Raw genomic sequence first — 16,810 nt, 5'->3', positions numbered from 1 at the left:
TATCGATCGAGGACTGGAATGAAGAAGGCGCTCGTCACAGGCACCACCGGGCAGGACGGAAGCTACCTGGTTGAGCTCCTCCTCCAGAAGGGTTACGAGGTCCATGGCACGAAGCGTCGCTCGTCGTCTTTCAACACGTCGCGACTTGAGGACGTCGCTCGGGCCGACGGACATCGCCCTTCAGATCTCGTTCTGCATTACGCCGATCTCTCAGACTCCGGCTCGCTGACGAACCTCATTCGGGATGTGCAACCCGACGAGATCTACAACCTCGGCGCGCAGAGCCACGTTGCGGTCTCTTTCGAGATCCCTGAATACACGGCCGACGTGACCGGTGTTTCGACCATCCGCTTGCTTGAGGCGATTCGCGCAAGCGGTGTTGACACGCGCTTCTATCAGGCATCCTCGTCGGAGATGTTCGGCTCCACCCCGCCGCCGCAGAACGAGGACACTCCGTTCCACCCCCGCAGCCCCTACGGGTGCGCGAAGGTCTTCAGTTACTGGGCCACCGTGAACTATCGCGAGGCCTACGGTATTCACGCGTCGAACGGCATCCTGTTCAACCACGAAAGCCCCCGCCGCGGTGAGACGTTCGTCACTCGAAAGATCACTCGAGCAGTCGCTCGCATCGTCGAGGGGGTCCAGGATCGTCTCGTACTCGGCAACCTCGATGCCGTGCGCGACTGGGGGTTCGCGCCGGAGTACGTGGAGGCGATGTGGCGCATGCTCCAGCAGGACACAGCCGACGACTACGTGATCGCGACCGGCGAAGCGCACACCGTTCGCGAGTTCGTCGAGGCCGCGTTCGAACGTGTGAATCTGAACTGGGAAGACTACGTCAGTACCGACCCGCGCTACGAACGTCCGTCTGAGGTGGATGCGTTGATCGGCGACTACTCGAAGGCGAAGCGACAGCTTGGCTGGACGCCGAGCACCACCTTTTCGGGGCTTGTTCACCGGATGGTCGACGCGGATGTGCAGCAAGTCCGTGACGAGAAGGCGGGCAAACACGTGCGGGTGGACATCTGAGCGTGTCTTCACCGCAGTTGATCCCCCCGGCGGAGGCTGTCACGCTCGACTTCACTTCGGTAAGTCCGACATCAGGCGGCGTCGGAGTGGTGGCTGCCGGCGTCGCCGAGGGGCTCGCGGCCACGGGGGTGAAGATTCGTTGTCTCGTCAATAGCGACACGCACGCGGCTTGGGCGTCGAGACTTCCCGATCTGGCAGAGTATCTCGTCCCCGTCAGCGTAAGACTGAGCGCAATGAGTCCGTGGCAGCAGGCCATCCGCCGGTTTGTTCCCCGCTCATCACGATTGATGCAGCTACTGATCGGCCGGGTGCGAGCGGTGCGGGCGCGGTCGACGTCCGGCATCGCCGGAGATGGCGTCGTTTGGCAGCCTTTCCACCGAGCGCCGGTCGCCGGCGCCAACGCTGTCGTAACCGTGCATGATCTCCGCGTGTTCGAACCCGACCTCTCCTCACCGATGGATCAGGAGATCATCACCGAAAATGTGCGCAGGGCTCGTGCAGTGATCTGCAGCTGGGCTCATCCGCACGACAGCCTGCTGCGCCGCTTCCCAGAGGCGGCGAGCAAGACATTCCTCATCCCACTCCCTGTGCTCAATCCTGGCGACTGGATCGAACGGGCTGCGCCGGGCGATCGTGAACTCCGCCTGCTGCTCCCCGGCTTCGTCACCCCGCACAAGAACCATGAGGTCCTCATCCGAGCCCTTCCGCGACTGCACGGCGCTCGCGCCGTCTTCACAGGTTCGGAAGACGGGAAGCACGGCGCTCACCTCCGCGCTCTCGCCGACGAACTCGGAGTCGGAGATCGTATCGAGTGGCTTGGTTTCGTCGACTCCGCCCGATTGGAAAGCGAATACGCGGCAGCGGATCTGCTCGTGATGCCGACACGGTGGGAAGCGGCGAGCGGGCCCATCTTCGAGGCGATCGTCCGGGGGCTACCGTTCGTCGCCAGCAGGATCCCTCCCATCACCGCTCAGCTCGATAGCCTTGGCCTCAGCCTTCCGACCTTCGACTGTGACTCTCCCGAAGAGCTCATCGCAGCGATTCGGGCGACGGTCGACGACTACGGCACTTTCGTAGACTTGCTTCGCCCCTTGAGTGCAGAGATCCGGGAGCGAACCTGGAAGCAGATGGCCGAGGACTACAACCATGTGTTCGCCTGGGCCGCGGGACGCGGCGACAAGCCTGAGCAACTCATGAGAGGCAACCACGTATGATCCCCGTATCAGAGCCCGACCTCGGGCCGCTCGAGCGCGAGTACCTTCTCGATGCCTTCGACAGCGGATGGATCTCCTCGCGCGGACACTACGTGGTACGCGCCGAAAAGCAGCTGGAGTTCCTGACCGGCGCTTCCTATGCCTCCGTCTGCAGCAACGGGACGACAGCTTTACATCTCGCGCTCCTCGCCGGCGGCATATCCCGCGGCGACGAAGTCATCATTCCGAGCCTGACCTACGTCGCGACCATCAACGCGGTCTACTACGTGGATGCGGTACCTGTGATCGTCGATGTCCTCGACAGCACGTGGTGCATCGACCCGGCCGCGGTCGAAGCGGCAATCACCCCCCGAACGACCGCGATCCTCGCGGTCGACCTCTATGGACAGACCGCGAACTACATCGCGCTCCGGCAGATCGCAGATCGACATGGGCTTCTCCTCATCGCCGACGCTGCCGAGTCACTCGGCGCCAGCCTGAACGGAACACCAGCCGGAGCACTTGCTGACATCAGCACCTTCTCCTTCTTCGGGAACAAAGTGGTCACGAGCGGCGAAGGTGGCGCAGTCACCACGGAGCGGGCGGACTTCCACGCGCGTATTCAGCAGCTACGCAATCAGGGCAATCATGCGACGCAGCGCTACTTTCACGAAGTAGTCGGTTTCAACTACCGAATGACCAACGTCGCTGCGGCGATCCTCACTGCTCAGCTTGAGCGTGCGGAAGAACTGATCGCTCATCGTCGACGGGTCGTCGACGATTACGTGCGGCTTCTCGGACCAGACACCAGGCTACGAGCCCAGCAGGTCTCGATGGGCGCTGTCCCTACGCCGTGGATGTTCTCCGTGCGCATCGCTGGCGCATCGAGCATCGAGCGCGATGGGATCATCGACGCACTGGCGACCCAAGGGATCGAGTCCCGACCTGTCTTCCCCCTCATCCAAGACATGCCCTTCGTGCCCGTGAATCAACGCACGTCCACCCCGGTAGCGGAGCAGATCTCGAGAGAGGGAATCAGCCTGCCGACGTACCCGCGGCTCACCTCGGACGACATCGCGACGGTGTGCACAGCTGTCAGAGGTGCGTTGCCTCCGACCTCGCCCGTCGGATAGGTCTGCTCATCGTGCGCAAAGGAGTGCTCTCCACGTTCGCTCGCAGTAAGCGGCTCTCCTTCGCGGTCGTCGGCAATGGGCTCGCGAGCCTGGCGAGCCTTGCGCTCTCGGTCGCCATCGCACGATCATCGTCCGTGGCGGTGTTCGCCGCGTTCTCGATCGCGATGGTGGCCTACCTATTCGGGTCGGGCCTGATTCGTTCTGCGCTGACTGACTCGGCCCTCTCGCGACCGTCCGATCGCTCCACGTACGTTCGAAGCTTCCAGCGCGCCTCGCTCGTCGCCCTCCTCAGCGGAGCAGCTCTTGTCGCCTGGGGTGCTCTGGCTGGAAACGCGTATCTTGTGATTCTCGGCATCACCTTTCACGGCCTGCTCAGCTTCGACTTCATCCGCACGTTCGATTCGGCCGCCGGAGCAGCGAGCCGTGCAATGGCGTCCACCGCCATCTGGTCGATGCTGACCATGAGCGCATCCGTTCTTTCGATCTTGGGCGTTCTCGACGCCACCGCGGTCTTCGTCGCCTGGGCAGCGAGCGGAGCGCTCAGCGGCTACGTGCTGATGTGGGCTGCGCGGACTCCCCTGGTCCCGAAATGGTCTCGCCACCGCGAGGACACACGAGTGGCAGGCCTCTTCGCGCTCGATTTTGCAGTGGGCTCCGGAGGATCGCTCCTCACGACCGGCCTGCTCGGGCTGCTCGACAGCGCGCGCATCCTCGGCGCGGTGCGCGGCGCCGGCACGCTGCTCGGCCCCCTCAACTTGGTATCGACGACCGTTCGATCACTCTTGCTGCCCTTCCTCTCCCGGCGGAGCAACTCCTCGGGCGGACAGATCCGCGCCGCCGCGCGTGTGGCCGCATTGCAGGTCGTGTTCTTGCTGCCGTTCTTGGTCGCACTTCAGCTCCTCCCTGCGACCTGGGGCCGTCAGATCCTCGGAGACACGTGGGACCTGGCCAGCCTGGCCTTGTTGCCTCTCAGCATCGAAGCCGTGTTCGCCCTCATTAGCGCCGTGGCGAATTCCGGGCATCGAGTAGCCTTCGCCGGCACGCGAAGCCTGGCTCTGAGGCTGTCAGTCGGCCTCCCCCGACCGTTCGTGGTGCTGCTCTGCGCACAGTTCTGGGGCGTTCAGGGCGCCGCATGGTCGATGGCCGCAATCGCAGCGGTGAACGCCCTTATCTGGTGGGGGAGTTACTACGATCTCGCCCGGCGAACGCGCGGAGCGGCCCCGGTCGTTTAGGGGCCTCCACGGAGGCTCGCGCGAATCCCGTCTCAGGCGTCCGGACCGAGCAGCCCGAGTCGCCGACGATGCGAAGGCACCGTACCGTGTATGAAGTTCACGACTCTCTGCGCGGCGTCATCAATCTGATAGTCCTCCGGCGTGTGCGCATTGCGCTTCTGCGCGAGCACGACCCTGACGGCCGCGAGCACGCGCGCTGGCTCGATACCGGCGGTGATGATCGCGCCCGTATCGACTGACTCAGGGCGTTCGATGAAATCGCGTAGCGTCACGGCCGGAAAACCGAGAAGACTCGACTCCTCGCTGATGGTGCCGCTGTCCGACAACACGAGCTTCGACTCCTGCTGCAACTTGATGTAGTCATGAAACCCGAAGGGCGGATGGAAAGTAATGCCCTCGAGTGCTGAAACGTCATCGAGCGCTTCGATGCGCTTGCGCGTGCGCGGGTGCGTCGACACCAGGACCGGCAGTCCGTATTCGGCGCGGAGCTCCTGGAGCGCAGTGATCGCCGAACGCAGCCTCTCCGGATTGTCGACGTTCTCCTCGCGATGCAGGCTCACGAGGAAGTACTCCCCTGCCGTCAGACCGGCCTTCGCGATAGCGTCACTGGCATCAATCTGCTCGCGATTCTGCTCGAGCACCTCGCGCATCGGCGACCCTGTGAGCAGGATCTTGGACGGGTGAAGCCCCTCAGCGAGGAGGTTCCGGCGGGCATGCTCTGTGTAGACGAGGTTGTAGTCCGCGACATGATCGACCAGACGACGGTTCGTCTCCTCCGGCACGTTCTCATCGAACGAACGGTTTCCGGCCTCCATATGGAAGACCGGAACCTTCATGCGTTTCGCGATGACCGCTGAGATGCAGCTATTGGTGTCACCCAGTACGAGGAACGCGTCGGGCCGCTCGGCGCGGAGTACTTCTTCGGTCTTGGCAAGAATGGACCCCAACGCAGCGCCCAGCGACGAGACATCGGCATTGAGGAAGTGATCGGGACGGCGCAGTCCGAGATCTTCGAAGAACACCTCGTTGAGCTCGTAATCGTAGTTCTGCCCCGTATGCACCAGCACCTGTTCGGTGTGCTCGTCGAGGAGCTTGATCGTCGCGGACAGACGAATGATCTCCGGCCGTGTTCCGACGACCGTCATCACCTTGAGCTTGTCGGCCATGGTCACACTGCCTCGGCAATCGTGTCGGGGTTTGCGGGGTCGAAGATGTCATTGGTCCAGAACGACGTGTAGAGCACGTCATCGCCGATGTTGGTGATGTTGTGCGCCCACATCGTCGGCATGTCGACAGCACCGGGCTCATCGCCCGACACCTCGAAGGAGACGACATCATCAGAGTACAGGCGGCGCAACGAGATGCGGCCTCGGCCCTGCAGCACCGTGAAGCGCTCGATCTTGCGACGATGGTAATGATCGCCACGAGTCACACCGGGAACGGTCGTGGAGAACGACGACTGCCCTGGCCCACCGTGCGTTCGGATGATCTCGAAGAATGATCCGCGCGCATCCGCGTTCCTTGTGAGGTCGATCGGCGACTGCGCCGGGAACGTGTACGAGCGGTAGGTGTTGAACAGGTCCCGATCGAAGTCGTCGGCCACGTCGGGGATCTCGCCCCGGCCGTAGAGTTCCGCATAGCCCTGCAGCCGCGCGAGCAGGCCCGTCACGGTCTCGTTTCGCGCGAGTTCGCCGAGCCGGTGCGACGGCGCAGCTCCGGTGAGCAGGTCGACGGCGTTCTGCGCATGAAGGAGGGTGAGCTCCTTGTCGTTCTCGACGACGGGAACCTCGCCGGACGCGAGCAGGTGGCTGAAGGTCGCGGTGACCGCGTTGTAGAACGGACGCCCGTGCTCCCCGAACAGGTTCGGCAGCAGCACATCGATGAACTCGGCTCCGACATCGGATGCAGCGGACGCCAGGATCTCGGCGGCGCGTGCCTTCGCCTCGCCGTAGACCGAGCCGTTGGTCGACTGCGTCGAGTTCGCGTACACCACGGCGGGCGGTGGAGTCTTCGCAGCGCGAAGCGCTGACGCGAGCTGCTCGGCGAAGCCGATGTTGCCCGCGGTGACGTCCTCATCGGCGGCGCGGTTCACCCCGGCGAGGTGAATCGCACGGTCGCTGCCGTCGACTGCAGCCGTGGCCGCATGCAGATCGAAGCCGTCACCGACCGAGACGGCGGAGACTGCAGTTTCGTCTTGCTGCACCGCGGAGCGCAGGTGCCAGCCGAGGAAGCCGCCGGCACCGGTGACCGCGATACGAGTCATGAGTTCGTCGCCGAAGTCTCGGGGATTCCGGCCTGACGCAGTTCGGCACGCACCTCGGGGAGTGTGAGCAGCAGCTCCTCGACTTCGCCCACCGACATCTGCTGCACGGTGTGGGAGTCGTAGTCCTCGAAGCGGCTCTGCGCGACGTCGCCCTCCTCGAAATAGACGCTGTAGTTCAAGTCGCGATTGTCGGCCTGCACGCGGAAGTAGTCGCCCATGTCACGAGCACGCGAGAGCTCCTCACGGGTGGCGAGCGCCTCTGAGAGCTTCTCGGCATGACGCGTTCCGATCACCTCGACGGTTGCCTCGGAGCGGAAGAGGTTGAGCACGGCCTGAGCGAGGATGCCGATCGAGGTCGCCTTCGCCTTGCGCACGAAGAGATCTCCCTGCTGAGCGTTGCGGAACGCGAACTCGACGAGATCGACCGAGTGAGCCAACGACATCATGAACCTCGTCATCTCGGGGTTCGTGACCGTGATGTTGTTCCCCGCCTTGATCTGACGGATGAACAGCGGGATGACGGAGCCCCGCGAGTACATGACGTTTCCGTAGCGGACACACGAGACGGTGGTGTCGGTGTTCGGGTTGTTGAGCCCGTGCGACTGCGCGACCTTCTCCATCAGGGCCTTCGACATGCCCATGGCGTTGACGGGATACACAGCCTTGTCCGTGCTGAGCGCGACAACGGACCTGACGCCGTTGCGATCGGCCGCCCGCACCACGTTCTCGCTGCCGTGTACGTTGGTGCGCACGGCTTCCATCGGGAAGAACTCGCATGAAGGCACCTGCTTGAGCGCCGCAGCGTGGAAGACGAAGTCGACGTCGCGGGTCGCGCGGTCCACGCTGTCGTAGTCGCGGACGTCGCCGACGTAGAACCGCAGCCGCGAGTCGTTGATCTCGTGGCGCATGAGATCCTGCTTCGCCTCGTCGCGACTGAAGATCCGGATCTCGGAGACATCGCGTGCCAGCAGCTTCCGGGCAACCGTGTGGCCGAACGATCCGGTTCCGCCGGTCACCAGCACGCGCGCGCCGTCGTATGACTCGCTCATCGTGAACTACTCGCTTCCTCTGCGGCTGCTGCCAACAGCTCTTGGATAGTGAAGAACCCTGCGCTTCGTGACGAAGGGACACGAGGGGACGGTCTCATGTTGTCTCCGCTCGGGCGATCTCCCGCGCAGGGACTCCCACCACGACCTGGTGGGGTGAGACATCCTTCGTGACACAGGCCGACGCCCCTACTGTCGCCCCCTCACCGACTGCCAGCCCCTGCAACACTACGGAACCCGCCCCGAGGAGAACTCCGGCCTCAACCCTGACATGTCCCGACACGATCGCTCCGGGGTTCACCGACACGAAGTCCGACAGCACTGCATCGTGTCCGATGACGCTCGCAGGATTCAAATGCACATGCGCCCCCAGCGTGACGTTCGTCGAGACCTGCACTCCGGCTGCGACGACGACGCCTCGTCCGATCCGCGCCTGCGATCCGATGGTGGCTTTGGGGTGGATCAGGGTCGCCGCCCTCAATCCAGCGTCGGCGAACTTCTCCGCGACTCTCCGTCTGATGGCCGGATCGCCGATGGCAACGACGAAGCGCACATCCTTTGCCGCCCCGGAAAGCCATTCCGCGTCGGTGCCGAGGTAGGCAACTCCTCGCGCCGCGAGCTGAGCGAGATCATCGCCTCTGGGAGAGGCATCGAGCACCCCCAGTGTCTCCAGCGGCTCGCCTGCAGCGATGAGCGCGTCGAGCACATCGAGCGTCTCACGCCCGAACCCTCCTCCTCCGACGACGACCACGCGTTCCGTCAAAGCGACTCACCGAGCTTCCTCATCGTGGCATGCCCTCGGGGGCGTGCGCTGCTGTAGTTATGTGACACGGGCGGCACCTCAGTCCTGAATGGGCGGCTCCGGAGCCCCCAGAGAGTCGAGGATGATTCTCGTCGTCGAGGCGACCGAAAGATGCGAGGAATAGTACCGTCGACCGCTCTCTCCAAAAGCATGCCACTGCTCCCGCCCGCTCTCGGCCATCCTCACCATCGCGCCGGCCAGTGCGGCAGCGTCTCCCGGGTCTACGACCAGCCCCGCGCCCGCCGCCCGGATCAGATCCGCACCATCTCCGCCGATGTGCCCGATGATCGGCACTCCCGACGCCAACAGACTCGGGATCTTGCTCGGAGTCGTGAACCGGAGGAACGGGCTCGAAGCAAGGCTCACGAGCTGGATGTGGGACCGGGCGATCAAGTGCGGGATCTCATCCTGATCGACTCGCCCCATGAATCGCACGTTGTCCAGGTGCTCGTCCGCCGCACGCCGCTCCAGGCGCTCTCGACTGATCCCATCCCCGTATACGGTCAGCCTGATGGCCGGAACGTCACGCAGCAGCGCGGCTGCATCCAGAACCGTGTCGAGTCCCTGCACGTCCCCGATGGCTCCGGCATACATGAAGTCGATCGTCTGATCGGAGGATATGTCGATTCCGAGCTCGTGCCGGATCTCGTCGACCGGTCGAAAATGCTGCTCATTCGTCGGGTTCGGGGCGTAGACGATCTTCGCAGGATCCAACTGCGGGTGCCGCTCCAGAATGAGGGCTCTCACACCGGGAGAAATCACTCCCACCGTCGTCGCCTTCCGCTCGGTGAGCTTGACGAGACGACTGATCATCGCTGCCGCGCGGTCACCGACCCAACCGTTCGGGACCATGCCGCTGGCGATCAGAGAATCCGGCCAGAGGTCCTGCACATGCAGGAAGTAGGGGACTCCTCCACCCCGGGTGTGCATGAGCAGCGGCAAACTGACCGTCACCGGAGAGTTGTACACCCACACCGCATCGGCGTTCCTCAGCGCAGCTCCCCCGGAGATCGCTGCTGACGCGGCGAAGGACGCGTAGTTGAGCACACGACCCAACGAAGACCTGCTGTGTTGCGGATACAGAGCAACGCGATGAACATCCACTCCGTCGCGGCTCTCGACCATCTTGCGACGGATGCGATAGCCCTCGTGAAGTTTGCCATCGGGGTAGTTAGGGAAACCCGTGAGGGCTCGAACCGAGTGCCCCAATCGGATCATCTCTCGACCGTAGATCGCGGGAAGTGCCGCGGGGCCGGGTTCTGGGTCGTACCACTGGGAAAGGAGACCGATCTTCATCCTTGCCCCTGACTGTCGCCCTGGAGGATCGCGATGAGGTGCGATTTCGGAACGGGACGATACGCGTCCGGCACATGAATCTGCGCTTGTCCGAGCCACATCAATTCCAGTCTGCGTCCAGCCCCGGCGATCTCGGGGACGACGCGCCCCACCCCACGTGCGAGGGCGAGCGCGGTCCCGCACACCCACCTGGGCAACTTCACCGGCGCCTTGCCACCGGCCGCTCGGAGTACTTCCTCGGCGGAGCATCCTTCCCAGGGCTGGAGCATGATGGGCCTGATGCCCGCCACGGTGGAGCCCACGTGCACAACGTAGTCGGAAAGCCCTTCGATACTGCTCACGACCGTCGGCTGTGTTCCATCTCCTGCCACACTTGCGAGCGAAGACGCGGCGATCTGTCGGAAGCTGCGAGTCGTTCCGCGTCCTGCCCCTTGCACGCTCGTCGCTCTGACTATGACGGCTTGAACATCATCCGCTGACGCCAGGAACGCACGTTCACCGAGCGCCTTGGACCGTGAGTACGGAGAGAACGGTGCCGCGTCAGTAGTCTCGTCGAGCACAGCTCGACGCCCCTGCACAGCAGCTGAACTGATGTGCACCACACGCTGCACGCCTGCGTGGGAAGAGGCGCGTCTGATCACGGCCGGAAGCAGAGTATTCGCGCCGTAGAGCGCATCGCTGGCGGGGGCGTCCGGGCTCGCCATTCCCGCTGCGTTGATCACGACGTCGATGCCGTTCAACTGGTCGGCAAGGACGGACACCGCATCGTTCTCGCCCGCCAGTGCCGCGATCGCATGGGGCGATGCCAGATCTGACGACAGCGCCACCCGCGGGCTGGAAACACGCAGGACGTCGCATCCCTCAGCTTCAAGCCGGTCGGCGACAGCACTTCCGACGAAGCCGGTGGCACCGAGAACAGCCCACCGCCTCGGTGAGAAGTCGGCGGGTGTCGTCGATACCACCGGCGCGGGAAACGGATCCAGCACCAACGAGGGCACTGGCGCGAGCGTGCTGCCGCGCAACCGCGGCAGCACGAGGTAGACGGCGCAGAGCATGGCCATACCCAGCAAGGACGCCCACGGAGCGATTCCAAACAGCTGTGGGAGAAGAGCAATCACGAAGGCGCCGACGGTGAAAAGCGAGACGAGGGCGGCCGACGCGACGTGTCCCATGCCTGTATCCAGCAAGCGTTGATAGACGTGCGTCCGATGCGGGCGCAACACCGGCTCACCACGGACGGCCCGGCGCACCAGGGTGGCTCCGGTGTCCGCCAAGTAGATCGCGACCGGCGCGAGCGTCAGCAACGGAGAGACTCCGTAGAGAGTCAGGCACACTCCGAGCGCGGCGACACCCGCTCCGAGGAGGTAGCTTCCCACGTCGCCGAGGAAGAGACCCGGGCTGCGGAGGTTCCATGGGAGGAAGGCGAGATACGCCCCGGCCATCAGCAACGCGATCGCAGCTGCCCAGTCGAGTCCGCTGAGTATCGCCGCGACCGCATACATGACACCGGCGAGCACTCCGTGCATGCCAGAGATGCCGTTGACGCCGTCCATGAAGTTCGCCACGTTGATGTAGCCCATGACAAAGAAAGCGGCGACGCCAGCCCACGCCCAGCTGTTCCCCGTCACGATGACGAGTGGCAGGGCGACGCCGAGTCCGATCACGAATTGCAGGACTGCGCGGACGGGGACTGAGACGCCTCGCACGTCCTCCACCAACCCCAGTACCCCTGCAACCACCGCTGCACCGACGATCACGGCAACCGGAACAATCGCCTCGCGGAAGACGAAGACGAAGACGACACCCCCGATGACGAAGGCAGGCAGAATCGCGACCCCGCCACCTCTCAACGTGGTTCGCACGTGAGCGGATCGCTGATTCGGCTCATCGACCACGCCGTAACGTGACAGCATCGGCCTCACCACGGGCACAGCTGCAGTCGTGAGGGCCACCCCGAGGAGGAGAGCCAGCCACAGGGCTACCGTCACTCGGAGACCTTTCCGGCTGCGGCGCGGAGTTCCTCCGCGCCAATGATGGCCGTGTCGTTGTTGCGCGGAACGGATAGCATCCGCGCGTCCCACCCCTCCTTGTCGAGACGCTCTGGCGAGATGGATTCGGCACGGGTGTGCGAGACCTTCGGGTGGAACGGGCGCTCGAGGTTCTCCTGAGAACCCACCAGCACCTCGTGGAGCTTCTCTCCATGGCGGAGTCCGGTGAAGACGATCTCGATGCTCTTGCCCGACATCGCGATCATGCGCTTGGCGACTTCGAGGATCGAGACGGGCTCACCCATGTCGAGGATCAGGACTTCTCCTGCGCGTCCGATGCCACCGGCCTGGATGACCAGCTGGCATGCTTCGGGGATGGTCATGAAATAGCGGGTCACGTCGGGATGCGTCACGGTGATCGGCCCGCCCGCCTCGATCAGCGTCTGGAACGTGGGCAGCATCGAACCGCGGCTGCCGATCACGTTGCCGAAGCGCACCGAGAGGTACCGCATGCCGGTCTCTTCCCCGGCCCAGGCGGTGAGCTTCTCCGCCACGCGCTTGGAGTGCCCGAGCACGCTCGTCGGATTGGCCGCCTTGTCGGTCGAGATGTTGACGAAGGTGTCCACGCCCACCTCGCGCGCGGCGTTGAGCACGTTCAAGGTGCCGAGGACGTTCGTTTTCCATGCCTCATCCGGATACTGCTCGAGCATCGGCAGGTGCTTCAGCGCTGCCGCGTGGAACACGACCTCTGGACGTCGTTCGGCGAAGATGTCACGCAGCGTGTCATCGTCCCGGATATCGGAGAGCACGACATCTCTCGAGTCGAGCAGACCGTGACCGGAGGTTGCGAGCTGCGCCATCTGCAACCCGGTCTCATCGCGATCGAGCATGATGAGCTCGCTCGGACCGTACTTCGCGAGTTGCCGACAGAGCTCGGAGCCGATCGAGCCACCGGCACCGGTCACCAGCACACGGCGTCCGGTGATGTAGCCGGCGATGAGTTCCACGTTGGTGTCGACGGGATGACGGCCGATCAGGTCTTCGATGCTGATGTCGCGCAGATCGGTCGGGGACTGCTCTCCCGACATCATCCTCGCCAGCGTCGGAGTGATCGTGACACGCAGGCCCGCAACCTCCGCGTCATCGGTGAGGCGACGCAACAGAGTACTGTCCGCCTGCCCGATTGCGATGACGATCGTGGTCGCACCGGTGTCTTGCGCGGCAGCGACGATCTCGGTTGTGCGACCGATGACGGGAACGCCACGTAGTCGCAGATTCTTCTTCGACGGGTCATCATCGAGGATTCCGACCGGGCGCAGTGGCGACGCGGGATCGGTGGTCATGTTGTGAAGAAGGATGTCGCCGACGTGGCCTGCACCGATGATCAACGCGGGTTCCGCCTCCTCGCGCGGCTTGCGACTGCGCTCGATGACGAGACGAGCGCTGTACCGCACGCCGAACATCAAGAGCAGGACGAATGGGAACGCGACGATCACCGTGCCACGAGGGAGGCCGATCGTGGGGCCGAGAATGATGACTATCACGGCGAGGACGGCCGCCTGCGCTGTCACTGCGACTCCGAGTGCACGCACCTCATCGAATGATCCGTAGGTGAAACGCCCACGATAGAAGGCGAGGAAGTAGCCGATCACGATCTGACAGGCGGCCGCGACGACAGCCAACACGATCATCGACATCCACCCGCTGACCCGTGCATCGAACTCGAATCGCACCACGACGGCGATCACGATCCCGACGACCCATGCGGCGCTGTCGACGATCGCCGCGGCGAGCCGCCGCCGCTTCTGTTCGACGGAGACCGCCACGTTCAGTTCGGAACCTGATGGCACTGATTTTCCCCCCGAGCGCATGAAAGCGCCGATCCTGTCTCCTGGGTCTGGGGCCCGGAGAGAGGGCTGATTCGTATCGATTCCATCGTGGCACACGAGCGACCTCGCAGATTGCGGGAGGACCGCGATCATGCGAGATCAGCGTCGAATCTGTCGAGCAAAGAATCAATCCACGAAAGAAGCCGACACAATCCGCGCCGTCTGCTCGGATCGTCCGGCCGACAGGCAGCGAATCAGCGGGGAGTCGGCGAGCGGAAGACGATCGAGTGGTAGAGCACGAATCGCAGCGCCACCACGATGACGATGCTCACGAGGTTGACCGCGTTGACCGCGATCGCGCCGGGCGTGCGTCCGAGGATTCCGGTCGCCATCTCGACGCCGAGCCAGACGAGACCTGCGCCGATCGCGGTGCACGCCACGTTGGTCAGGATGAAGAGCACCAGCTCGTTCATGCGACCCCGCCGGTCACGATGACGGAAGGTCCACTCGCGGTTGCCGAAGTAGGCGTTGACGAGCGCGACGAGCGAGGCCACGATCTTCGCGGAGACGACATCCCACCCCCACACGAAGACGAGAAGGTTGAAGACACCGATCTCGACCAGCGTGCTCACCCCGCCGACGATGAGGAAGCGACTGCCCAGGCCGGCAAGACGCCGCAATCGGGAGGTTGGTTTCATGACTCGACTAGGCTACTTGCTGCGCGCGCCCTGACCGAACGCGGCAGTTCGGAGGACACCGTGACCATCGCCCACCTCGCCATCGTGATGCCCGCCTACAACGAAGCCGAGGGCATCGGCGGGTTCATCGACGAGATCAGAGATGCTGTCGTCCCGCTCGCGGATCGGGTCTCATTCCACATCGCCGACGATCGCTCCACCGACGCCACCGCGACCGTGTTCGACGGCATCGACGATGTGACCGTCGAGGTCCAGCCCACGAACCGAGGGCACGGCCCCACGGCACTCGCCGCGTACCGCGCCGGTCTGGCCGCCGAGCCGGATGTGCTGGTGCACGTCGACGGCGACGGGCAGTTCTACGGGAGGGACTTCCCCCGACTCATCTCGGCGCTGCTCCACGCGAACGCGGACGTGGTGCATGGTGTGCGCGACGGACGGACCGACCCGTGGTACCGCAAGGTGCTCACGGGCGCCGTCGGGGTACTGGTGGCAGCCGCAGCCGGACGTCGCGTCCCCGACGTCAACACCCCGTTGCGCGCGTACCGGCCCGAGGCGCTGCAGGCGCTCATCGATGCGATCCCTGCCGATGCGTCGGTGCCGCACGTGCACTTCTCCCTCGCTGAGGCCAGGGGCGGGTTCATCGTGCGCTACCTCCGCGTCGCCAGCATCCCTCGGCGCGGCTCCTCGACGACCGGCACGATGTGGGGCCGCGGTGCCGGAGTCACGCTGCCGCCGAAGCGGCTCCGTCAGTTCGTCCGCGCTGCATGGGGCGAGGCGTGGTCGCTCTCGCTGCGTCCGAGTGCCCCCCTCCGCGACATCCGCCGACCGGAGGCCGTCGTCCGATGACCCGGGCGCGCACCGCACTCTTCTGGGGGCTCGCTGCCGCACTCGTGATCGGCCATGTCATCGTCGCCTGGCACAGCCTGTTCGTCTGGCGACTCTGGGAGGATGAGGCCTTCAACCTCACCGTCCCCCGTAACCTGCTGGCCGGGCTCGGCTACTCCAGTGACGGCGCGCTCTCGGGCTCGACGATCACTCCGTTCGACCCGCGGATCTCGACCGGGCCGGTGGTGCTGCTGCCGGTCGCCGCCGTCCTCGCCACCGGTGCCGACCTCGTGATCGGTGCACGCCTGGTCCCGTTGACCTACTGGGTGTTGCTCCTCGTGGGGCTCGCCCTGATCGGTCGGCGCATCGGCGGACGGTGGGCCGCGCTGCTCGCCGTCACCGTGCCGCTGGCATTCATCACCTCCGCCGGCGTCTCGCCGATCCAAGGGCCCGCCGACCTCCTCGGCGAGATCCCCGCGGCCGCGCTCCTGGTCTGGGCGCTCCTCGCCCTGCCACGTCGCGCCTGGGTCGCCGGGCTCCTGGTCGGGTTGGCGGTGCAGGCGAAACTCATCGCCCTGCTCGCACTGCCGGCCTTCGCCGTGGCGCTCCTGCTGCTCGCCGACGGCCGAGGCTGGGCCCGCGTGCGCAACACGCTTCGGCGTTCCTGGCTCCCTCTCCTGCTGGTCGCCGCGCCGACGATGCTCTTCGAACTCGCGGCGCTGCTCTCACTGGGCCTCGGTGGATATGTGGATCACCTGCGTGCGCTCGTCGCCTTCGTGCGCAGCGGTGGCCAAGGCGCATCCACGACTGTGCTCCAGAAGCTGCAGACGTTCGCCGACTCCTGGTCGGGCCCTGCAGCGATCACCGTGATCGGACTTGTGCTCCTTGCCGTGATCATCGTGACCGGTGTCGTTTTCGCGCGACGCTCATCGACCGCTGGCGACCGCCTGGTGATCGCTTACGCGTCCGCCGCCGCAGTAGGAGTGCTCACGTTCATCGGGTGGTGGGCGACGGCATCGCAGCTCCCGCTCTGGGTGCGCCATCCGGCCGTCGGCATCTACGCATTCCTCCCGGTCCTCGCCGCTGTCGCGGTCTGGTCAGCACGTCGGATTCCGCGTGGCGCCACGGCACGGATCACCGTTGCCGCCACGAGCGTGCTCGCTCTCCTCATCGGAATCGGTGCGGCGATGCACGTCGCTTCGAGCTATGAGTCGCGCGGGCAGACACTGGAACGTCAGCGCGCGGCAGTCGCCCCTCTCACCGAGTGGGTCGCCGAGACCGGCACCGAATGGCTCGCCGCACAACCGTGGGGCGCCGCCGTGCCGGCCGTCGTCCTCACCGGCGCGCACGTCGGTCTCTTCGATGCCCCGGCCATGCTCGAAACGCCGCGGTTGACGGGCGCCGAATGCGCCACGCAGACCCTGGCCGAAGGCGGCTACCGCATCTGCGCTGCCCCCTGACCGCTTCCCCACGCAG

14 protein-coding genes are annotated in these 16,810 nt (G+C 64.9%); 6 read left to right on the top strand and 8 right to left on the bottom strand.

The features are described 5' to 3' along the window. Positions 1–18 precede the first annotated feature (18 nt). Genes gmd through KZC51_RS07155 form a run of 4 tightly spaced genes read left to right on the top strand, consistent with a single transcriptional unit; the run spans position 19 to position 4,587 of the window. Positions 19–1,029 carry a GDP-mannose 4,6-dehydratase gene (gene gmd, locus KZC51_RS07170; RefSeq protein WP_247629313.1) on the top strand — a complete coding sequence of 337 codons (1,011 nt, stop codon included), beginning with the start codon at positions 19–21 and terminating at the stop codon, positions 1,027–1,029. A 2-nt stretch (positions 1,030–1,031) separates the two neighbouring features. Then, a complete protein-coding gene (locus KZC51_RS17830; protein ID WP_247629312.1) occupies positions 1,032–2,243 on the top strand; it encodes a glycosyltransferase in 1,212 nt (403 codons plus the stop codon). Beyond that, on the top strand, positions 2,240–3,355 hold the full coding sequence (locus KZC51_RS07160) for a DegT/DnrJ/EryC1/StrS family aminotransferase (protein ID WP_281731723.1): 1,116 nt from the start codon (positions 2,240–2,242) through the stop codon (positions 3,353–3,355). Before KZC51_RS17830 ends, KZC51_RS07160 begins: the two co-directional genes overlap by 4 nt. A gap of 11 nt (positions 3,356–3,366) precedes the next feature. Continuing rightward, the gene (locus KZC51_RS07155) at positions 3,367–4,587 is read left to right on the top strand and encodes an MATE family efflux transporter (protein WP_247629310.1); all 1,221 of its coding nucleotides are present in this window, start codon (positions 3,367–3,369) and stop codon (positions 4,585–4,587) included. 32 nt (positions 4,588–4,619) lie between these two features. Here KZC51_RS07155 and wecB read toward each other — a convergent pair whose 3' ends face one another. The 8 genes from wecB to KZC51_RS07115 form a co-directional block, all read right to left on the bottom strand. Then, complete coding sequence (gene wecB, locus KZC51_RS07150; RefSeq protein WP_247629309.1) at positions 4,620–5,753, bottom strand: non-hydrolyzing UDP-N-acetylglucosamine 2-epimerase; 1,134 nt, start codon at positions 5,751–5,753, stop codon at positions 4,620–4,622. Positions 5,754–5,755: 2 nt separating this feature from the next. Further along, the gene (locus KZC51_RS07145; RefSeq protein ID WP_247629308.1) at positions 5,756–6,850 is read right to left on the bottom strand and encodes a polysaccharide biosynthesis C-terminal domain-containing protein; all 1,095 of its coding nucleotides are present in this window, start codon (positions 6,848–6,850) and stop codon (positions 5,756–5,758) included. Further along, entirely contained in the window at positions 6,847–7,899 is a 1,053-nt protein-coding gene (locus KZC51_RS07140; protein ID WP_247629307.1) for a polysaccharide biosynthesis protein, read from the bottom strand. The genes KZC51_RS07145 and KZC51_RS07140 overlap by 4 nt, the downstream gene beginning before the upstream one ends. A 94-nt stretch (positions 7,900–7,993) precedes the next feature. Continuing rightward, entirely contained in the window at positions 7,994–8,647 is a 654-nt protein-coding gene (locus KZC51_RS07135; RefSeq protein WP_247629306.1) for a NeuD/PglB/VioB family sugar acetyltransferase, read from the bottom strand. A 90-nt stretch (positions 8,648–8,737) separates the two neighbouring features. Next, the gene (locus KZC51_RS07130; protein WP_247630601.1) at positions 8,738–9,745 is read right to left on the bottom strand and encodes a glycosyltransferase family 4 protein; all 1,008 of its coding nucleotides are present in this window, start codon (positions 9,743–9,745) and stop codon (positions 8,738–8,740) included. Positions 9,746–9,990: 245 nt separating this feature from the next. After that, positions 9,991–11,889, bottom strand: coding sequence for an NAD-dependent epimerase/dehydratase family protein (locus KZC51_RS07125; protein ID WP_247629305.1), 1,899 nt, complete (start codon positions 11,887–11,889; stop codon positions 9,991–9,993). 89 nt (positions 11,890–11,978) lie between these two features. Further along, positions 11,979–13,808 carry a polysaccharide biosynthesis protein gene (locus tag KZC51_RS07120; protein WP_247629304.1) on the bottom strand — a complete coding sequence of 610 codons (1,830 nt, stop codon included), beginning with the start codon at positions 13,806–13,808 and terminating at the stop codon, positions 11,979–11,981. Positions 13,809–14,065: 257 nt separating this feature from the next. After that, positions 14,066–14,509 (bottom strand): GtrA family protein, encoded by a 444-nt coding sequence (locus KZC51_RS07115; protein WP_247629303.1) that lies wholly within the window; start codon positions 14,507–14,509, stop codon positions 14,066–14,068. Between the two features lie 60 nt (positions 14,510–14,569). Between KZC51_RS07115 and KZC51_RS07110 the strand changes: the two genes are divergently transcribed. Then, a complete protein-coding gene (locus KZC51_RS07110) occupies positions 14,570–15,355 on the top strand; it encodes a glycosyltransferase family 2 protein (RefSeq protein WP_247629302.1) in 786 nt (261 codons plus the stop codon). Then, positions 15,352–16,794: a hypothetical protein gene (locus KZC51_RS07105; RefSeq protein ID WP_247629301.1), complete on the top strand. Its 1,443-nt coding sequence runs from the start codon at positions 15,352–15,354 to the stop codon at positions 16,792–16,794. The genes KZC51_RS07110 and KZC51_RS07105 overlap by 4 nt, the downstream gene beginning before the upstream one ends. Positions 16,795–16,810 lie beyond the last annotated feature (16 nt).

The sequence above is a fragment of the Microbacterium croceum genome (assembly GCF_023091245.1).
GTDB lineage: Bacteria > Actinomycetota > Actinomycetes > Actinomycetales > Microbacteriaceae > Microbacterium > Microbacterium croceum.
This window is presented reverse-complemented; position numbering and strand designations above follow the sequence as displayed.

What these genes read in the sequence shown, in the direction of transcription:
- gmd (WP_247629313.1), top strand. Translation starts at nt 19, where the DNA reads ATGAAGAAGGCGCTCGTCACAGGCACCACCGGGCAGGACGGAAGCTAC.
- KZC51_RS07160 (WP_281731723.1), top strand. Translation starts at nt 2,240, where the DNA reads ATGATCCCCGTATCAGAGCCCGACCTCGGGCCGCTCGAGCGCGAGTAC.
- wecB (WP_247629309.1), bottom strand. Translation starts at nt 5,753, where the DNA reads ATGGCCGACAAGCTCAAGGTGATGACGGTCGTCGGAACACGGCCGGAG.
- KZC51_RS07145 (WP_247629308.1), bottom strand. Translation starts at nt 6,850, where the DNA reads ATGACTCGTATCGCGGTCACCGGTGCCGGCGGCTTCCTCGGCTGGCAC.
- KZC51_RS07140 (WP_247629307.1), bottom strand. Translation starts at nt 7,899, where the DNA reads ATGAGCGAGTCATACGACGGCGCGCGCGTGCTGGTGACCGGCGGAACC.
- KZC51_RS07115 (WP_247629303.1), bottom strand. Translation starts at nt 14,509, where the DNA reads ATGAAACCAACCTCCCGATTGCGGCGTCTTGCCGGCCTGGGCAGTCGC.
- KZC51_RS07105 (WP_247629301.1), top strand. Translation starts at nt 15,352, where the DNA reads ATGACCCGGGCGCGCACCGCACTCTTCTGGGGGCTCGCTGCCGCACTC.